At 39.9% G+C, this 17,672-nt stretch carries 15 protein-coding genes and 1 other RNA gene; 12 read left to right on the top strand and 4 right to left on the bottom strand.

What is annotated here, in order from left to right; all coding sequences use genetic code 11:
• Window positions 1–6: 6 nt before the first annotated feature.
• From B0I26_RS11925 to B0I26_RS11895, 7 genes are all read left to right on the top strand, one after another.
• On the top strand, window positions 7–924 hold the full coding sequence (locus B0I26_RS11925; RefSeq protein WP_111645658.1) for a hydroxymethylglutaryl-CoA lyase: 918 nt from the start codon (window positions 7–9) through the stop codon (window positions 922–924).
• Window positions 925–938: 14 nt separating this feature from the next.
• Window positions 939–1,721, top strand: coding sequence for an enoyl-CoA hydratase (locus B0I26_RS11920; RefSeq protein WP_111645657.1), 783 nt, complete (start codon window positions 939–941; stop codon window positions 1,719–1,721).
• 31 nt (window positions 1,722–1,752) lie between these two features.
• Window positions 1,753–3,288 (top strand): acyl-CoA carboxylase subunit beta, encoded by a 1,536-nt coding sequence (locus B0I26_RS11915; protein ID WP_409991432.1) that lies wholly within the window; start codon window positions 1,753–1,755, stop codon window positions 3,286–3,288.
• A gap of 148 nt (window positions 3,289–3,436) precedes the next feature.
• The gene (locus B0I26_RS11910; protein WP_111645655.1) at window positions 3,437–5,425 is read left to right on the top strand and encodes an acetoacetate--CoA ligase; all 1,989 of its coding nucleotides are present in this window, start codon (window positions 3,437–3,439) and stop codon (window positions 5,423–5,425) included.
• A 194-nt stretch (window positions 5,426–5,619) separates the two neighbouring features.
• Complete coding sequence (locus B0I26_RS11905; RefSeq protein WP_245934775.1) at window positions 5,620–5,823, top strand: YozQ family protein; 204 nt, start codon at window positions 5,620–5,622, stop codon at window positions 5,821–5,823.
• Between the two features lie 48 nt (window positions 5,824–5,871).
• Window positions 5,872–6,061, top strand: a non-coding RNA gene (ssrS, locus tag B0I26_RS11900) — 6S RNA.
• A gap of 144 nt (window positions 6,062–6,205) precedes the next feature.
• Complete coding sequence (locus tag B0I26_RS11895; protein ID WP_111645654.1) at window positions 6,206–6,601, top strand: cytosolic protein; 396 nt, start codon at window positions 6,206–6,208, stop codon at window positions 6,599–6,601.
• Window positions 6,602–7,191: 590 nt separating this feature from the next.
• Here the strand turns inward: B0I26_RS11895 and B0I26_RS11890 are convergent.
• Window positions 7,192–7,371, bottom strand: a complete 180-nt coding sequence (locus tag B0I26_RS11890) for a hypothetical protein (protein WP_111645653.1) — start codon at window positions 7,369–7,371, stop codon at window positions 7,192–7,194.
• A gap of 510 nt (window positions 7,372–7,881) precedes the next feature.
• Here B0I26_RS11890 and B0I26_RS11885 point away from each other — a divergent pair.
• Together B0I26_RS11885 and glsA are read left to right on the top strand one after the other, a co-directional pair.
• Window positions 7,882–8,094, top strand: coding sequence for a DUF6501 family protein (locus B0I26_RS11885; RefSeq protein ID WP_111645652.1), 213 nt, complete (start codon window positions 7,882–7,884; stop codon window positions 8,092–8,094).
• Window positions 8,095–8,161: 67 nt separating this feature from the next.
• On the top strand, window positions 8,162–9,091 hold the full coding sequence (gene glsA / locus B0I26_RS11880) for a glutaminase A (protein WP_111645651.1): 930 nt from the start codon (window positions 8,162–8,164) through the stop codon (window positions 9,089–9,091).
• Window positions 9,092–9,456: 365 nt separating this feature from the next.
• On the opposite strand, the gene B0I26_RS11875 is transcribed toward glsA, so the two are convergent.
• Genes B0I26_RS11875 through B0I26_RS11865 form a run of 3 tightly spaced genes read right to left on the bottom strand, consistent with a single transcriptional unit; the run spans window position 9,457 to window position 13,210 of the window.
• A complete protein-coding gene (locus tag B0I26_RS11875) occupies window positions 9,457–10,599 on the bottom strand; it encodes a Ger(x)C family spore germination protein (protein ID WP_111645650.1) in 1,143 nt (380 codons plus the stop codon).
• Window positions 10,596–12,122: a spore germination protein gene (locus B0I26_RS11870; RefSeq protein ID WP_111645649.1), complete on the bottom strand. Its 1,527-nt coding sequence runs from the start codon at window positions 12,120–12,122 to the stop codon at window positions 10,596–10,598. Before B0I26_RS11870 ends, B0I26_RS11875 begins: the two co-directional genes overlap by 4 nt.
• Window positions 12,123–12,124: 2 nt before the next feature.
• The gene (locus B0I26_RS11865; RefSeq protein ID WP_111645648.1) at window positions 12,125–13,210 is read right to left on the bottom strand and encodes an endospore germination permease; all 1,086 of its coding nucleotides are present in this window, start codon (window positions 13,208–13,210) and stop codon (window positions 12,125–12,127) included.
• Window positions 13,211–13,505: 295 nt separating this feature from the next.
• Between B0I26_RS11865 and B0I26_RS11860 the strand changes: the two genes are divergently transcribed.
• The 3 genes from B0I26_RS11860 to B0I26_RS11850 all read left to right on the top strand — a co-directional run bounded on the left by B0I26_RS11860 (window position 13,506) and on the right by B0I26_RS11850 (window position 17,399).
• Window positions 13,506–14,393 (top strand): DMT family transporter, encoded by an 888-nt coding sequence (locus tag B0I26_RS11860; protein WP_111645647.1) that lies wholly within the window; start codon window positions 13,506–13,508, stop codon window positions 14,391–14,393.
• A gap of 164 nt (window positions 14,394–14,557) precedes the next feature.
• Window positions 14,558–15,496: a DMT family transporter gene (locus B0I26_RS11855; RefSeq protein WP_245934774.1), complete on the top strand. Its 939-nt coding sequence runs from the start codon at window positions 14,558–14,560 to the stop codon at window positions 15,494–15,496.
• A gap of 142 nt (window positions 15,497–15,638) precedes the next feature.
• Window positions 15,639–17,399 (top strand): methyl-accepting chemotaxis protein, encoded by a 1,761-nt coding sequence (locus B0I26_RS11850; RefSeq protein WP_111645646.1) that lies wholly within the window; start codon window positions 15,639–15,641, stop codon window positions 17,397–17,399.
• Window positions 17,400–17,672 lie beyond the last annotated feature (273 nt).

The raw sequence follows: 17,672 nt of genomic DNA, 5'->3' as shown, positions 1-17,672 counted from the left end.
ATGAAGATGAGCAAATGGCCCAAGCAAGTCACGATTAAAGAAGTGGGCCCCCGTGACGGATTGCAAAATGAAAAGGCTTTTATTTCTACGAAAGACAAAATTGCTTGGATTAATCAACTGTCAAAAACGGGATTAACTTATATTGAAATTACTTCTTTTGTTCATCCGAAATGGATTCCGCAGTTAGCCGACGCGGCTGAGGTGGCAGCAAACATTGAGAAAATACAAGGAGTCACTTATGCCGCTCTTGTACCGAATTTAAAAGGTTTAGAAAGGGCGCTGGCGGCTGGCGTAGACGAAGTCTCCGTTTTTATGTCTGCAAGCGAAACGCATAATCGAAAAAACATTAATAAATCCATTGCTGAAACATTTCCTGTTTTGCAGGAAGTCGTGATTCAAGCAAAGAAAGTCGGAAAAACGGTGCGGGGCTATGTCTCGACCGTTTTCGGCTGCCCATACGAAGGTTCGATCGATGTGGAGCAGACAATCAAAGTAGCTGACAAACTATTTGAAATGGGAATTGATGAACTTTCATTAGGCGATACGATTGGCGTGGCAAATCCGCGTCAAGTACAAGAGGTGCTCGAACAATTTCTGAAGAGATTTCCAAAAGAAAAGCTGGCCATGCATTTTCATAACACTCGCGGTACAGCATTGGCGAACGTTCTTGCCTCGCTTGAGATGGGAATCACGACGTTCGACAGCGCGCTTGGGGGATTAGGAGGATGTCCGTATGCCCCGGGCGCTTCGGGCAACTTAGCGACCGATGATTTGTTATATATGCTCGACGGGATGGGCATTGCCACAGGAGTTCAAATGGAGCTGTTAGTAAAAGCAGCGCTTTTTATCCAAGAAAAAATAGGCCGAAAACTAAACAGTCATTATTTGCAGACATTAAATGAATCGGAATGCCAACTTAGCTGAGGAGGAATTTATACATGTCCACATCGGTACTCTATTCCGCGTTAGATAATGGTGTCGCCATTCTTACATTAAACCGTCCTGAAGCGGCCAATGCACTGTCCTTAACAATGCTTAATGAGATAAGGGAGATACAACAGCAGTTAAAATTTAATCGAAATGTACGTTGTGTCATTGTCACAGGAGCTGGAGAAAAAGCATTTTGCGCTGGAGCCGATTTAAAAGAGCGGGCGCAAATGAATGAAACAGAAGTGCGGCAAACCGTATCGCTTATACGGGAAACGATTCATGCATTTGAACAACTGCCGCAGCCGGTTATTTGCGCCATGAATGGAGCCGCATTCGGCGGTGGTTTAGAATTGGCTCTTGCTTGTGACATTCGTATTGCTGCTGATACAGCAAAAATGGGGTTAACAGAAACATCGCTTGGCATTATTCCGGGCGCCGGTGGAACGCAGCGTCTGCCGCGGCTTATCGGAACAGGACGGGCAAAAGAGTTAATCTATACTGCAAAACGGATTACTGCGGCGGAAGCGGAACGGATTGGATTAGTGGAATATGTTGTTCCACTGCCGCAACTGCTGGAAAACGCCCACGAGATTGCCAATCAGATTGTGGAAAACGCCCCGATTGCCGTCGCTCAAGCGAAATTAGCAATTAACCGGGGCTTGGAAGTGGACTTATATTCTGGATTAAAACTTGAACAAATGGCCTATGAAATTACCATCCCTACAAAAGATCGTCTTGAAGGCTTGCAGGCGTTCAAGGAAAAAAGAAAGCCAGTGTATAAAGGGGAATAGGAGGGACTTCAGCGTGAGTACAAACGACGTAATCAAACAAACATTGACAGAAAAATTGGAAGAGCAAATCAAGAAAATCAAACAAGGCGGAGCGGCGAAATATCATCAAAAAAATGCGGAACAAGGGAAATTGTTTGTTCGCGACCGTTTAAAACTATTATTTGACGATGGACTTGAGTTCGAGGATGCGTTTTTTGCGAACTGTTTAGCTGATGGTTTGCCTGCAGACGGAGTTGTCACAGGAGTCGGCAAAATGAACGGACAAACCGTTTGTGTGATGGCAAATGATTCAACGGTAAAAGCAGGTTCTTGGGGAGCAAGAACGGTTGAAAAAATTATCCGCATTCAAGAGACGGCGGAAAAACTGCGTTGTCCGATTCTTTATTTAGTGGACTCTGCCGGTGCAAGAATTACCGATCAAATTGAGATGTTCCCTGGCCGCCGCGGTGCAGGCCGCATCTTCTATAATCAAGTAAAACTTTCCGGAAAAGTGCCGCAAATTTGTCTGTTATTCGGTCCATCGGCAGCAGGCGGCGCCTATATTCCGGCATTTTGCGACATCGTTATCATGGTCGAAGGGAACGCATCGATGTACCTTGGTTCCCCAAGGATGGCGGAAATGGTCATTGGCGAAAAAGTAACGCTTGAAGAAATGGGCGGTGCGCGCATGCATTGTACCGTTTCCGGCTGCGGCGATGTTCTTGTTAAGACAGAAGAAGAAGCGATTGCTTTTGCGCGAAAATATTTATCGTACTTCCCAGCTAACTATAGTGAAAAACCGCCGGTAGCAGAACCAAAATTGCCGAAATCTTTCGAAAAAACAATTGAAGAGATTATTCCGCTAAATCAAAATGCGCCGTTTAATATGTATGATCTGATTGAGCGATTGATCGACGAAGATTCTTTCTGTGAAATTAAGAAGCTGTTTGCCCCTGAACTCATTACCGGCCTTGCCCGTTTAAATGGACAGCCGATTGGCATTATTGCCAACCAGCCGCGTATGAAAGGCGGAGTGCTGTTTCATGATTCGGCAGATAAAGCGGCAAAGTTTATCACTCTTTGCGATGCGTTCAATATTCCGCTTTTGTTCTTAGCGGATATTCCAGGCTTTATGATTGGGACAAAAGTTGAGCGCGCGGGAATCATCCGTCACGGGGCAAAAATGATCTCTGCTATGTCAGAAGCAACTGTTCCAAAAATTTCCGTGATTGTCCGCAAAGCATATGGTGCCGGTCTTTACGCGATGGCCGGTCCAGCATTTGAACCTGATTGCTGTTTAGCGTTTCCACATGCACAAATTGCTGTCATGGGTCCGGAAGCAGCAGTGAATGCAGTGTATGCCAATAAAATTGCTGAGCTGCCGGAAGAGGAGAGAGCGGCATTTATTGAACAAAAGCGGGAAGAGTACCGAAAAGACATCGATATTTACCGGCTCGCTTCAGAAATGGTCATTGACGGTATTATTGCCCCAAATGCGCTTCGTGATGAACTAATTAAACGGTTTAGTGCATACATGTCTAAATATACGACATTTTCTGAACGGAAACACGGTGTATATCCTGTTTAATGCAAAAACTTCAAGAAACTTACAATAAACCTTTAAACCTTTTCCATACTGATACAATGAATCTAAAGTAGATGAGTGATCAGTATGGAAAAGCAACATTTATCAAGGTGATCTTAAGTCTTAATGATCATCATATGGGGGAGTAGGAATGGCTTTAGAAAAGGTGGAAGGAAAGTTATTGTGGGAGCCTTCGCCACAATTGCAAGAAAAGTCCAATGTGAAACAATTCATGACATGGTTGGAAGAAACGCGGGGACTATCCTTTCAAACATACCACCAATTATGGGAATGGTCTGTATCAGATCTGGAAGGATTTTGGGCGTCACTATGGGATTTCTTTCATATCCAAGCGAAAACACCTTATGATGAGGTTCTAGAGGAAAGAAAAATGCCGGGGGCGCGGTGGTTTTCAGGAGCAACCTTAAACTATGCCGAGCATATATTCCGGCACGACCTTTCAGAAGAGATTGCCGTTATATATGAAACGGAGATACGCCCTCAAGGGAATGTAACCTGGGATGAGCTGAGAAAGAATACGGCTGCCGTTGCCGAATATTTAAAGTCGTTGGGGGTCAAACGCGGCGATCGTATCGTAGCGTATGCTTCCAACATTCACGAAACATTGACGGCATTTTTGGCGTGTGCAAGCATTGGCGCCATTTGGTCAAGCTGCGCACCGGAATTCGGAATCATGAGTGTTGTTGACCGTTTTAAACAAATTGAACCGAAAGTATTGTTTGCTGTTGATGGATACCGCTACGGCGGCAAGGATTATGAGCGGCTAGAGTTAGTGAAAATGATCCAAGAAGAGCTTCCGTCATTACAGAAAACGATTATTATTCCTTACTTACATGAACACCCTAATGTAGATGAATTAAAAAATGCTGCATTGTGGAATGATCTTATAACGAAATATAAGGGAGCTACATTAACATTTGAGCCTGTTCCTTTTGATCATCCTCTTTGGATTTTATATTCATCTGGAACAACTGGCAAGCCAAAAGCGATTGTTCATAGCCAAGGCGGTATTTTACTTGAACATTTAAAGCTTCTGAGCCTCCAAATGGATTTAAAAAAAGGCGACCGCTTTTTCTGGTATACAACGACTGGATGGATGATGTGGAATGTTGTTGTTAGCGGGTTGTTAACGGGATCAACGATTTTATTATATGACGGAAATCCAGGACATCCAAATTATAATGTATTATGGAAATTTGCAGAGTCAACGAAAATGACCGTGTTCGGAACGAGTGCAAGTTTTTTAACGGCGTGTATGAAAGCGGAAGTAAAACCGAAAGAACATTTCGACCTCTCTCATTTAAAAAGTATCGGTTCAACGGGTTCGCCGCTTCCTCCGAGTGGGTTTGAATGGGTGTATGAAAATGTAAAAGAAGACGTATGGCTGTTTTCTACGAGCGGTGGAACCGACTTATGTACAGCATTTGTTGGCGGAACACCGTTATTGCCTGTTCATGCAGGTGAATTACAGGCATGTGCGCTGGGAGCTTCTGTTAAAGCGTATAATGATCAAGGAGAAGAAATCATTGATGAGATCGGTGAACTCGTCATTACAGAACCAATGCCATCGATGCCCATCTATTTTTGGAACGATGAAAATGGAAGACGGTACAAAGAGAGTTATTTTGATGTATATCCTGGAATTTGGCGGCATGGTGACTTTATTAAAATGACGTCAAGAGGAAGCTGTATTATATATGGACGTTCAGATGCGACGATTAATCGCGGCGGAATTAGAATGGGAACGAGCGAAATATACAATGCCCTTGAAAGCATTCCAGAAGTGGTCGATAGTTTAGTAGTGGACCTCCCTATAACAAGTGAACAATCATATATGCCGTTATTCGTCGTTTTAAAAGAAGGTGCACAACTTTCTGATGAATTAAAAACACGTATAAAACAAGCGATCCGTGAAAACTGTTCACCGCGTTATGTTCCAAATGACATTTTTCGCGTTGAAGAACTGCCAAAAACGCTGAACGGCAAGAAGTTGGAAATACCAATTAAGAAAATATTAATGGGAACGCCTGTCGATAAAGCGGTAAACCTAGGTTCATTATTAAATCCGAAGGCGTTACAATACTTTGTAGAGTTTAAGAAGAATATGGACGGCAGTTGAAGTTGCTGAAAGGTATACAATCGGAGGCGTGCAAGCGACAACCGATCGATGAACATGTAAAATGAAACGCATATTCATTGGTTAAGAAAGCGGTGTTTTTCAACATCGCTTTCTTTTATTGTCTTAATTCGTTCATAAAAAGACGAATTTTAACTCAAATTAATCATAACGTTCCATTAAGGAGGAGTGTAGGAATGAATAGTAAAATGAAAAATAATCATGAAAACTTAAAGGTTGCCGGAAAGCATTATGATCCATCTGACTATAAGAGCCATTCTGTTTTATCGTCTGGTCTCGCGGTGACCCATGAACAAGTAAGCGATGCTTATGTTGAAGGGACAGTAGATGCAGTCATCGACAATCCGGAAATATCGAAAGAAGACAATAAGAATAAATAACGACATTTTTCTCTTGAATAAATAGTAAAAAAGGTATATGATAATACTTGCCCGCTGCGTTGTGCGTTAATGAATGAAGTTTCAACCGTTGACTGTAAATAGGGAGTTCTATATCGGAATAGGAATGTCATGCCTCTTTTTAGACATGGATGAGGACGACAGGAATATTCCTGCGAACACCCACTTGGTGGAGTGTGGTTCGAAAACTCCATTCGAAAACGGCAATCGCGGCATATCGAATCATAAAATAAAAAAGCCGGATTCTTGAATAAAATCCGGCTTTTTTATTTTTACAAGTTGAAGTAAATTACCAATAATTTATTTGTTTAATTTTCGCAAAATTGTTCATGATAGAAATATACATAATTAGGGGGTGATAACGATGAAATCATTTACAGTTGATTTTCATAGCGAAGATCAAATGGAAAGCATAACCGTTCAGAAGTTAAATGAGGATGATTATCATAAGGCAACTGAAGGCGGAACGAGGCATTTGTTTGATTTGGACACAAACATTGGCTTTTTTATATTTTTTGATGCGGAAGATGTGAATGGTGCCGAATCCTATCTTGTTCTTCATTATGAAGATGACAACGAAGATCCAAGCGGATGCTATTCTTTTGAGCTAAAAGATTTTTACGAATTCGCTGCACTTTATTTAAACGACTTGGAATTTAGCGAGGAAGCAGATGAGGAAGAAGAGGAATACGGTCCAATTCATCACTTAGCTCACCTTATGTATCACATTGTCGAAGAAGGAAAAGCGGTAGAGGTGTAATGGGCAAATGGTAAAACGGGTCTGACCCATATAAGTGTCTGATCTCGCACGCAATCCATAATATATCGTGTTTTATATTGATTATATTATAGCTGTGAGGTCTGACACTTTGCTTTTGAGCCAGACTAGTCAGTTTGTGTACGATAATAGGGACGGATTCTTCATCCAATGTGCTTCTTCTGTTCTTTTTGACTGCTATGCCTCCTTCTCGGTGACATGTTAAATCAATTATTACTTCATTGAATAGAATACATCTTCCGTTTCAACGCGAGTAATTCTCCCAGCCTCATACCACACACGGCTTCCGGATATGGTTTGATTTCCTGTTTCACTCGTTTGAACAGTTCAAAAAACGCTTGATTGTCGTGAACGTTCGCTGCCGTCGCGTAAGGCTGTAAAATCTACCTGTTACGCTCACACGAATAAGCAAACACTCGCCTTGCTTACTTTTGTTTCACCGTGGTTTCGGTATAGCGTCTATTTTCTTCTTGGAGCGGTCGAAGCATTGTTCTTTCCTTCCATTCTCCTTCATCCTGCCTTCATAATAAAACAGCTTGTCGACAAAGTCGACAAGCTGGAAGGAAGAAATTTTATATTTCTTCCCTGCTCCTATTCTCCAAGTTTCTAGCAATCTCTTTTAGAATTTGGTTTTTCTCTTTTAGTGTTTTTATTAAACTTACTGCGAACCACACAAAAAAGACCATCAGAACAAGATAAATAATAAACGGAATAAAAGCAAATAACGCAAAAAAGCTTTCAGCAGTATCCATGTTAGACCTCCAAAGTATTTTTGGATAATTATACCACAAAAGGTGAATAACAATGACTCAAATTTATAGTTTTTTAGAATCTTTGACAGCCAATAATGTATAGGCGTGGCATACAAGAAACAAAAATTGTATGACGTATGAGACTATCTAAATGGAAGGAAAATCGGTGGTAACACGTATGCATGGAATGAAAAAGAAGCGATCAAGAAGGTTTTAAAATGGCATCCCGGAAGCCAATCTTGTTGGATATAAGATTAAATATCGGGTGGTGAGCACGTATCAAATGTTAGGTGGCACTTTCATTTTAAAGGAATTCTCCATGCACAAGGGCTATTTTTTTTATCTAGCACCACAGGTAAAATAACTATAGGTGTGCCAATAGAAAATTAGGCTAGTTTTCATAAACATTTTTTAAGCCGCAAGCAAAAAATTTAGTTTTTTAGCGGAATTTCACAAGTTTTTCAGGTAAAATAATAATATCATACTACGCTTCAAAAGGAGAGAGAGATGATGATTCATCATACTTGGCTGGAACGTCCAACGATTAAAAAAGTAAAATGTGTTCATACAAATGCGGAAAAGTACATAGTGAATCATGTTTTAACACCTGGAAAAACATACGAAGTGAAAAACGAAACAGAAGATTTTTATTTCATTATCGATAATACAGGAAAAGTAGGCGGATTTTACAAAGATTATTTTGAAGCAGTCGAGGCGGAGTAATATCCGCCTTCTTTTTTCGTGTGATAGGAGGAGAACGCTTGGGAATACTACTATAGGGTGATTGAACATGATGTGCAAATCAGCTGAAGAATTGCAACGATTTGTAGATGAAGCGAAAGACTATGCGAAATTCGGGAAAGTAGCCGGTTACATCCCTGCGCTTGGAAAAGCGGATCCAAATGATTTATCTGTTGCTATTTATTATCCGGATGGTACTGTCGTTTGCGCCGGTGACAGCAAACGAAAAGTCACGCTGCAAAGCATTTCGAAAATTATCAGTTTAGCCCTTGTTTTAATGGAATATGGTGAAAAAGTTGTTTTCCAAAAAGTGGGGATGGAACCGACGGGAGACCCATTCAATTCAATTGCTAAGCTTGAAGAAACCGCACCGGTAAAACCATTAAATCCGATGATTAACGCTGGTGCATTGGCAGTAACTCATATGATTGACGGCCATTCAACAATTGAACGTTTAAATAAATTATTAACGTTTATACGTCGCCTAGCAGGAAATCCGACCATTAGCTATTCAAAAGAAGTAGCTCAGTCGGAGTTTGAAACAGCCTTTTTAAATCGGTCATTGTGTTATTTTTTAAAACAACACGGAATTATTGACGAAGATGTTGAAGAATTGATGGATTTGTATACAAAACAATGTGCAATTGAAATGACATGTTTAGATTTAGCAAGAATCGGGCTTGTTTTTGCGATGGATGGGTTAGACCCGCTGACAGGCGATCGAATGATGCCGCTTCACATCGCCAGGATTTGTAAAACGTTTATGGTCACTTGCGGAATGTATAATGCATCTGGAGAATTTGCGATCAAGATTGGTATACCGGCTAAAAGCGGTGTTTCTGGCGGAATTTTAGGGGCTGTTCCCGGACGGTTTGGTATCGGCATTTTTGGACCGGCATTAGATGAAAAAGGGAATAGTGTTACAGGCATTAAACTTCTGGAGTTATTATCAAAAACATATTCCCTAAGCATATTTTAAAGTAATGAATGAGAGCTTCTTTTCTACATCATTTCCTTTCATTTTTTGGATATCATTAACAAGGATACACGGTTGGAAAACAAGAGAAAGCCAACGTTAATGAAGCGAAAAAAATGAACGGCGTCTGGACCATAAACCGAAGAAGCATGACTCAGCCGTCTCGCTCGAACCGTTGGCTTGCGGACAAAACGATCATTTAGTAAGGAGTTTTTCTTAGTACACAACATGTATTCATAATGTTGTGACAGAAAACGCTCGGCAATCAAGATGGTTGCCGAGCGTATTTGTGCGCTTGTTTTAAGGCCTCGTCTTTCGACAGTGTTCATGTAAACAGACGAAGCAAACATTTAGACGATATCGGTCAGCTACGATTTAAATTTCTGTTTTCCAGATGTGTCAATGGAAATTTTTACTTTAATATTTTTTAAAATTTCGTCTGTTAATGGAATCTTGCCGTTTTCGGCAAACTTCTTCCAATCTTCTGGCTTTTTGCGATACATTGCTTCAGAGAGGTTAAAGATATCAATATCGTATTTTATCCCTAACTTGTAGAGGCTTCTTATTTCATCTTCCACTGTTTTTTCTGCTAAGCGGATTAATTCTTTTTCTGTTAATTTTTCCTGTAGCTCAATCACACTTCCTTTACTGGATACCTCAATGTGAAACACTGGAATATTATCTTTCATTTTGTAGAAAATTTTTGACTTTGGATTAAGAACGGAGATAGATGCAACTACTTTGTTTCCTTTTTTTACGTAAATGGGAGTTCTGCTTATATCTTTTTCAAACCACCTAATTCCTAGCAACTTAGAGCGATCGATACATTTTTGAAGTTCATAACGGTCAACGAAGCAAATTCCTTGTAAATTTAACATCGGTTTTTCTTTTTTATCTTCCTCCCAATTACGCTTAGTAATGCTGAGATAAGGGAGCCGTACAGTTTTTGAATCTTCATTCATATCAGCGATAAAGCGATTTAAGCGAATCGACCGAATAAATGAACTTTGGTTAAAAATTTCTTCCGGATGTGTTAATAAAGAATAGTATGGAGTTGTATGCAAAAATGGCGTTGTTCCAAAAAGTTTTTTTAATGGCTCATCTGTCGCATAAACCCATATGGAAGGCTTAATTTCGTTATATCGGGCTATAACATCTAAGACGTCTTGAATAACCACCTTCTTAAGCGCTCTTTTTGTAAACACTACACTTTTCACATGTCCCCATGATACCATTCGTTGAATAGAAGAATACAACTGGTCGGTTGCCATATTAAACGTTTCGCCTATGGCTCTTCCAATGGCAACGGTGGCTTTTTCTTGGGTACCTCCCGTCTCGACTTTTGCTAATCCGGTGAAGCTCATGAGCTGCACATAAACGATAAACTGATCATCCTTATAATCAACACCTATGGCATCAATATAAGCAAGATGATCAATATTTTGTGCTCCCCAGCACCCTGTCAACAAGAATATAGAGATGATAAAGGGAAAGACGGTTTTCAACTTCAATTCGTTTCCCCCTTTGGTGTATCGTCCTGCGGTTTTACCAACCCTGCTCTCTTTCTAAATATTTTCCAGCCATTCGGGATTAACGGTTTGAAAATATCCATGGTTGGAGGAGAGAGCGGAGTAAGATAAGGAATTCCAAATATGGTTAAATTGGCTATATATGTTAAAAGTAAAAATAAAGAAGCGATAAACCCAAATAACCCTAGTACAGTAGAAGCGGCTAAGACAATAAAACGAAGCAATGTCACGACTCCCGACAAGTTTTGATTGACTAATGTAAACGTCGCAATCACGGAAATGGCCGCAACAACAAGGCTTCCCGGTGTGGATAAGCCAGCGTTGACAGCCGATTGCCCAATAATCAATCCGCCGACAACCGATAACGTTTGCCCGATCGCTAGCGGCAAACGCATGCCCGCTTCTTTAAAGATTTCGAACAACCCCACCATGATAAACATTTCTAGTGGAACAGGCAGCGGTACTCCCTGCCTTGAAAGTACAATGGTTGCTAAGAGAGTGAATGGTACTTGATCTTCATGAAACGATAATAAGGAAACCCAAAATCCGGGTAAATAAATAGACACGGAAATTCCCATTAAGCGAAGGAGTCTCTGAAAAATGACGAAGACAGGTGATGTAACATTATCTTCGGACGTATTTAGTAAAAACAATAAGTTTCCTGGACCGATAATGACGGTAGGAGCACCGTCTATTAACAGGATAAATCTTCCGTTTAATAAACAATTCGCTGCAAAATCTGGGCGTCCTGTGTATTGAAATAATGGAAAGAGTGAGAACTGTCTGTCGCCAATAAGCTCTTCTAACTGATTGGTACTCGTCATGGAATCAATATTTATATTTAAAATTCTTTTTTTAACTTCATTAATCATGTCGCGATTTGCGATGTCATCGATGTACATTAAGCCCACTTTTGTTTGACTTCTCGTTCCGACGATAAATTGTTCATAAAAGAGCTTATGAGATTTAATCCGCTTGCGGATGAGCGCTACGTTTTTCGAAATTTCCTCAATAAAACCGTCTTTTGGACCGCGGATGGACACTTCCGTGTTCGGCTCTTCCGGATTGCGGTTCGGCGGATTGGCAAGCGTTAGGGAGTATAAAACATCCGCTTCTTGAAAGTAGACTAATAAATCGCCGTTAAAGAGAAGATAGTTCAGATCATCAATCAGCACTTCTTTTCCGAGCAGTTCCATAGGCATCAGTTTGTTCGTTTCTATTTCCTCAACCGACTGGCAAGGATAGTCGCGGCACATTTCGCGAAACATTGGGAAGATGACCTGTTTCATCAGCTGGGTGTCACACAGCTCCTCACAATAGACGAACACTAAAGTAAGTGTACCGTTTGCCGTTTTTGCCGGTTGAATCGTCGAGGTAAGGATTGCGACATCTTTACAATAAGAAAAATGATCGCGCAACGTTTGCTCGGAAATGATGAGCGTTTCCTGTCCGCTATGATCATTTTTATTATTTCTGATTTGTGGTGCTCTTGAAGGAATTGGCATGGTTAAGCTCTCCTCTTTTTTAAATATGAAATGAATGACAATACCCCAATGAACAAAGAGAGAGATAAAATGAATAGTAGCGAAAGCGGTAGAACAAACCTATATAGCAAATCTAAAAATTGGTCGTCGCTGATTGGAATCAATGATAATAAAAAAATGGTGATATAAATCACAATCAGAATCCATAATCGTGCTTGTTTATCCGTTACATGAAACAGTTCTGGTATAAGCGCAGTAACTAAGGAAATGCGGATAAACGCTCCAGACATCCACTGATAAATAGAAAGAAAATCAAGATATTCAATGTACGTTCCTAATTTGATTAATTGCCATTGCTCAAAGGCCGGGTAACGTAAATCCGTTGCATGTTTCGGTCCAAATTCAATAATTGCACCAATCGTTGGACCAATGGTTAAGCTTGCGGCAAGAAAGCTAATGATGAAAAGTGCTTTAAACGAAAAACGTGCTTGAAGATGATGTTGCATGAATAAAATAATAAAAATTTCAACATATCCGGCAGCGGCGTAGATTATCCCTTTTAAAACGGGAGTAAAGCCATTCTCCATCATTGGCTTTAACAATGAATAATCTTTATGCGGTGTAGTTGCGATCATCACTAAAATCCCAAAAATAACGACAAACGGTAAAATAATGACCGCTGTCTTTGCGATCGATGGTATACCATAATAGGCGTTATAAAAGCATATCGCTATAATGGTTAGCAATACGGCCCAATCGGGTGTATATGTTAAGTAGGTAGTAGTAGTAAACGTAACTGTGTCATTAAGCGTAACATAGCCTATAACAAGTAATAATAGACTTCCAAGAATAGCGACAAAATAGGCAATGGCACTGTTAAATTCAGTTTTTAACCATAAGAATAAATTCGTTTGCTTGGATTGCTTCATGACAAAGTACAAAAGCGGAAGCCATAATGGCAATGCAACAAGGGTGATGATTGCCGAAATCCATGCATCACGACTGGCTGCTTGTAACAGCAACGGGATCACAATGACATGATTCATTAGCCCGATTGATAACATAAATACGCAAGCCAGTTGTACGGCACTTAACGAATGATAATTCACAGCAGACACCTTTCTTTGGGTGAATTACTAACTATGCTGCTATTTTTTCCAAAAACAGCAACGCCTATTCTTTTTCACAACATACATGGAATAATATTCAAAAATAGTAATGTGTATTTGACGATCATTTGATACAATGAAACAAAATGGAATGATATAGAAAAAGGGTGGGAACGATGAGAATTTATTTCTATTTATTAGAAAAATATCGACCTGCTGTTTGCTTTTAAGACGGGGGAGCATCTAAATAACCCCGCCTTGTCTTAATTCCCTGTGAAGACGGAGGGTTATTTGAATGAGAAATACATTTTTCGGCGCTTTCTGTTTATCTCTGGCAGCCAGCATTTGGGGCGGAATGTATGTTGTCAGCAAATATGTACTAGACTTCGTTCCTCCCATTACATTAGTGTGGCTTCGTTATGTGATTGCCTTTATTGTTTTGTTTGCGATTTTGAGAATCAATCATCTTAAACATGAAGCGCACACGACTTTTCGGAAAAAGGATTGGCTTTTGTTAGGGTGGATTGGTTTTATCGGTTATTTTGTCTCCATATCGTTGCAGTTCATCGGAACCAAATTGTCCGATGCGCATACGGGAGCATTAATTACATCAGCTACACCGGCATTTATTGTTTTATTCGCGAAACTTGTGTTAAAAGAAACTTTGACAATAAGAAAAATAACAGCTCTCCTGCTAGCAACCATTGGAGTAGTTATTGTCATTGGCTTCGATGGAAATGCAGGAAAATCTTTTTGGGGGAATATTGCTTTATTAGGGGCAGCGGTTACATGGGCATTATTGTCTGTATATGTGAAAGCCGCCTCCTCCCGCTTTTCTATATTAACCATTACGACGTACGCGATTTTTTTTGCTATCTTATTCACCACACCTTTTATGATTTGGGAACTTCAATCAACTGACATGATGCTTAATCACTCTTACGTCATCCTAGGAATCCTTTATCTCGGTATTGTTTCCACTGCCGGTGCATTTTTCCTTTGGAATAAAGGGATGGAAATGATCGACGCTGGAATTGGTTCGTTATTTTTCTTTTTTCAGCCGCTTGTTGGTTCCTTTTTGGGATGGCTATTATTAAACGAACATTTAAATGAAAGCTTTTTTATTGGCGGACTGCTTATTTTAGCTGGAGCGTTGATAGTTATAATAAATAAGGAACAATAACAGTGCCTAAAAACGAAGGCAAAAAGTCTGTCTGCCTTGCCTTCTGCTTTTAGAGGAAATTAGGCATTGTTAAGGAATGCTTCGATTAATTGAGCCGCATTTTAAAGAAACATTTACATAATTACAGAAAAAATCATCACATAAGAGTAGAGAGGGATACAGAAATGGAATTAGCACATAAAATGCCCAACCGGGTCAAGGGGCTCATGATGGTCATCAGCGGGGCTGCACTTTGGGGATTGTCGGGCACGGCTGCTCAAGTACTCTTTCAAGAAAAACACATTACCGCTGAATGGCTTGTTGTTGTCAGAATGATGATTTCAGGTATCGGTTTGTTGATCGTGAGCGCATGGAAAGGATTAAAACCGCAATCCATATGGGCGGATAAAAAACATCGAATTCATTTACTTGTTTTTGGCATCGTTGGCATGCTTGGTGTTCAGTATACGTATTTTGCTTCCATCGCTGCGGGAAATGCTGCGACTGCAACTTTATTACAATATTTAGCGCCCGTTTATATTGTTCTTTATACGATGCTTAAAGAACAGACAAAGCCGTCCAAAGAAGTTTGGCTGGCTGTTTTATTGGCACTGCTCGGCACGTTTTTATTAATTACGAACGGTTCAATAGCAGGGCTGAAAGTCTCGCTTGTCTCGATTGTATGGGGGATATTATCAGGTATTGCTTTAGCGTTTTATACCCTCTCATCGGCCTGGCTTTTAAAAAAGTGGCATTCAATGGTTGTGGTTGGATGGGGGATGCTGATTGGCGGTGCCAGTATGACTTTTATTGCCTTCCCGTCTACTGTTTCAACCATTGTATGGGGAATAGATACATGGCTGTTAATTTTATTTGTCGTCTTTTTTGGTACACTATTGGCTTTCTGGTTATTTGTTGAGAGCATTCGTCATTTATCGCCGACTGAATCGAGCCTGCTATCGAGTGTTGAACCGTTATCTGCCGTGCTCGCTTCGATTGTATTTCTGAATGTTTCGTTTGGCATATTTCAAGCAATCGGGGGAATATGTATCATCATTACAGTATTTATTTTATCAGTCAAAAAGAAAAAAAGCGTCTCGTTTAACGATAGTTATAATGTTTAAACCTAGTCCAAAAATGCTGTATAGTAGCTTTCTTTATGTTATGATATATGTAGTAGTACACAATTCCTATTTTATACATCTGTTGCAATAGGAATCATCTGTATAACTGCTATATGAGTTAGGGGAAAACAAGGGGGGAATTATGATGTTGCGGATAAATGCATTAAAAAATTACAGTTATGTTACTTCATCCTATGTCGATATTGAAACGGCGGAACGCTTAAAAGAAAAGATTGAATTTTTAAAAATTACATCCGATCGTAGAGAAACGGTAAAAAAGTTAAAATACATTTATTTAGATGACAAAGATGAGATTCTTGATTCGTTTTTGCAACGTATATTACCACATGAAATGCTTGGTAATCGCATATTAAAACACGCATCGACCGAAGAGATAAAACAGTCTTGTCATCACTATTTGATGAGTTTGTTTGAAGACGAGCTAGACCTTTATTACGTATTCAAACGCCGGATGGCAGCTGAGCTTTTTGCGAGGTACGGAATTTCCCCTGAATGGATTTTAGCGTCTTTTAGCGTTTGGAATCAGACGTTTATTCCTTTTATTTACAAAAAACTTGCAAAAAAACCAAAAGTGTTTTTAGATACTCTTTTAGCTTATGAAAGCATGATGAAATTAGATCAGGAGATTATTACGGAAACATATATTGAACTTGAAACAAAAACATTAATTACGAATTTAGCGGAAATTATTTCATATAACGCCAATATTGACGAAATTAAAACACTGCTGCATTTTCAACATCGTCAGCAAGAAGCAACCTCCTCCATCAGTGCCGCCATGCATCAATTGAGCGCCGGAATACAAGAACTGGCATCTTCGATTGTGGAAATGTCTGAAACATCGAAAGGAGAGCTTACAAAATTATTTGACCATATTCATAAGCTTGAAAATGTCATTCATTTTTTGAAAGAGGTTGACGAGCAGCAAAAGCAAGTGAATACATATGTACAGCAACTAACGGAACGAGTAAAAAGCACGGAAAAAATTATGAAATTTATTCAAGAGATTGCTGATCAGACGAACTTGCTTGCATTAAACGCCTCCATTGAAGCAGCACGCGCCGGGGAACATGGAAAAGGATTCACCATTGTAGCTGAGGAAGTAAGGAAGCTCGCCGATCATACAAAAACCTCTGTTATGTCCATCCAACAAGATATGAGTGAACTAACTTCCATCACGAAACAAATGACGGAAACGGTGAACTCCTCTACAACTAAACTTCATCAAGGGGTAGAAGACGCTCAGTATGTATCGGAGCATTTATCATCTTTGACAGAAGCATTCCATCATTTGGGGGAACGTTTAGAAGAGTTCTCAACGGTCATTGAAGAACAAGCCGCAACGGCCGATGATATTTCGATGCAAAATCAGACGATCGCCGAATTAACTTCCGAGGGGGTAACCATTGCGGAAAATACGGGAAGAGAGATATACGAATTAAGCAAAATGATTGATCAGCATCGAAACTCCTCTATATCACAAAATATAAAAATCAGCCAGGAGGATATTGTTCAGCTGGCAATTACTGACCATTTATTATGGCGCTGGCGGGTATACAACTTAATCCTCGGTTTTGAAAAAATGTCTGAGGAACAAGTTGCTTCCTACCGGGATTGCCGTTTAGGCAAATGGTATTATAGTATAGGAAAAACATTTTTTGGAAACGATCCGGCATATATTGCACTTGAAGAGCCGCACAAGCAACTGCATGAGACGGCGATGAAAGCCGTGCAGGCAGTCAACTCTGGAAACAAAGAGAAAGCAGAAGAATTGCTCGAACAGATGAAACATATATCGGAGGAAGTCATACATTATCTTAATCAATTAAGAGATAAAATCATTAATCAAAAGAACCATTACAAACAAAGTGTATGGAAATAATGGTGATTATCGTATTGATTGCAAGAGGCTGTCTCATAAGGGGCTGACCTCACACGTGTTTCACAATATATCGTTCATTTATCCGACATGATGTCCTATATATTATATTGTGTTCCGGGGCTGACCCTGGGCTTTTGAGACAGCCTATCATGATTACACAATATATCGTTTATTTACCCATGTGTCTTATATATTGTGTTGCAGGGACTGACATTGGTCAGCCTTATTTTTTTGCAACTTCATCATCTCATCAAAATTCCTTCATATTTTTCA

It is taken from the genome of Paranoxybacillus vitaminiphilus (genome assembly GCF_003259935.1).
Classification (GTDB): Bacteria; Bacillota; Bacilli; order Bacillales; family Anoxybacillaceae; genus Paranoxybacillus; species Paranoxybacillus vitaminiphilus.
The sequence above is the reverse complement of the archived record's forward strand: the minus strand, read 5'-3'. Positions and strand labels throughout refer to the sequence as shown.

What these genes read in the sequence shown, in the direction of transcription:
- B0I26_RS11925 (WP_111645658.1), top strand. Translation starts at nt 7, where the DNA reads ATGAGCAAATGGCCCAAGCAAGTCACGATTAAAGAAGTGGGCCCCCGT.
- B0I26_RS11920 (WP_111645657.1), top strand. Translation starts at nt 939, where the DNA reads ATGTCCACATCGGTACTCTATTCCGCGTTAGATAATGGTGTCGCCATT.
- B0I26_RS11910 (WP_111645655.1), top strand. Translation starts at nt 3,437, where the DNA reads ATGGCTTTAGAAAAGGTGGAAGGAAAGTTATTGTGGGAGCCTTCGCCA.
- B0I26_RS11905 (WP_245934775.1), top strand. Translation starts at nt 5,620, where the DNA reads ATGAATAGTAAAATGAAAAATAATCATGAAAACTTAAAGGTTGCCGGA.
- B0I26_RS11895 (WP_111645654.1), top strand. Translation starts at nt 6,206, where the DNA reads ATGAAATCATTTACAGTTGATTTTCATAGCGAAGATCAAATGGAAAGC.
- B0I26_RS11890 (WP_111645653.1), bottom strand. Translation starts at nt 7,371, where the DNA reads ATGGATACTGCTGAAAGCTTTTTTGCGTTATTTGCTTTTATTCCGTTT.
- B0I26_RS11885 (WP_111645652.1), top strand. Translation starts at nt 7,882, where the DNA reads ATGATTCATCATACTTGGCTGGAACGTCCAACGATTAAAAAAGTAAAA.
- glsA (WP_111645651.1), top strand. Translation starts at nt 8,162, where the DNA reads ATGATGTGCAAATCAGCTGAAGAATTGCAACGATTTGTAGATGAAGCG.
- B0I26_RS11870 (WP_111645649.1), bottom strand. Translation starts at nt 12,122, where the DNA reads ATGCCAATTCCTTCAAGAGCACCACAAATCAGAAATAATAAAAATGAT.
- B0I26_RS11860 (WP_111645647.1), top strand. Translation starts at nt 13,506, where the DNA reads ATGAGAAATACATTTTTCGGCGCTTTCTGTTTATCTCTGGCAGCCAGC.
- B0I26_RS11855 (WP_245934774.1), top strand. Translation starts at nt 14,558, where the DNA reads ATGGAATTAGCACATAAAATGCCCAACCGGGTCAAGGGGCTCATGATG.
- B0I26_RS11850 (WP_111645646.1), top strand. Translation starts at nt 15,639, where the DNA reads ATGATGTTGCGGATAAATGCATTAAAAAATTACAGTTATGTTACTTCA.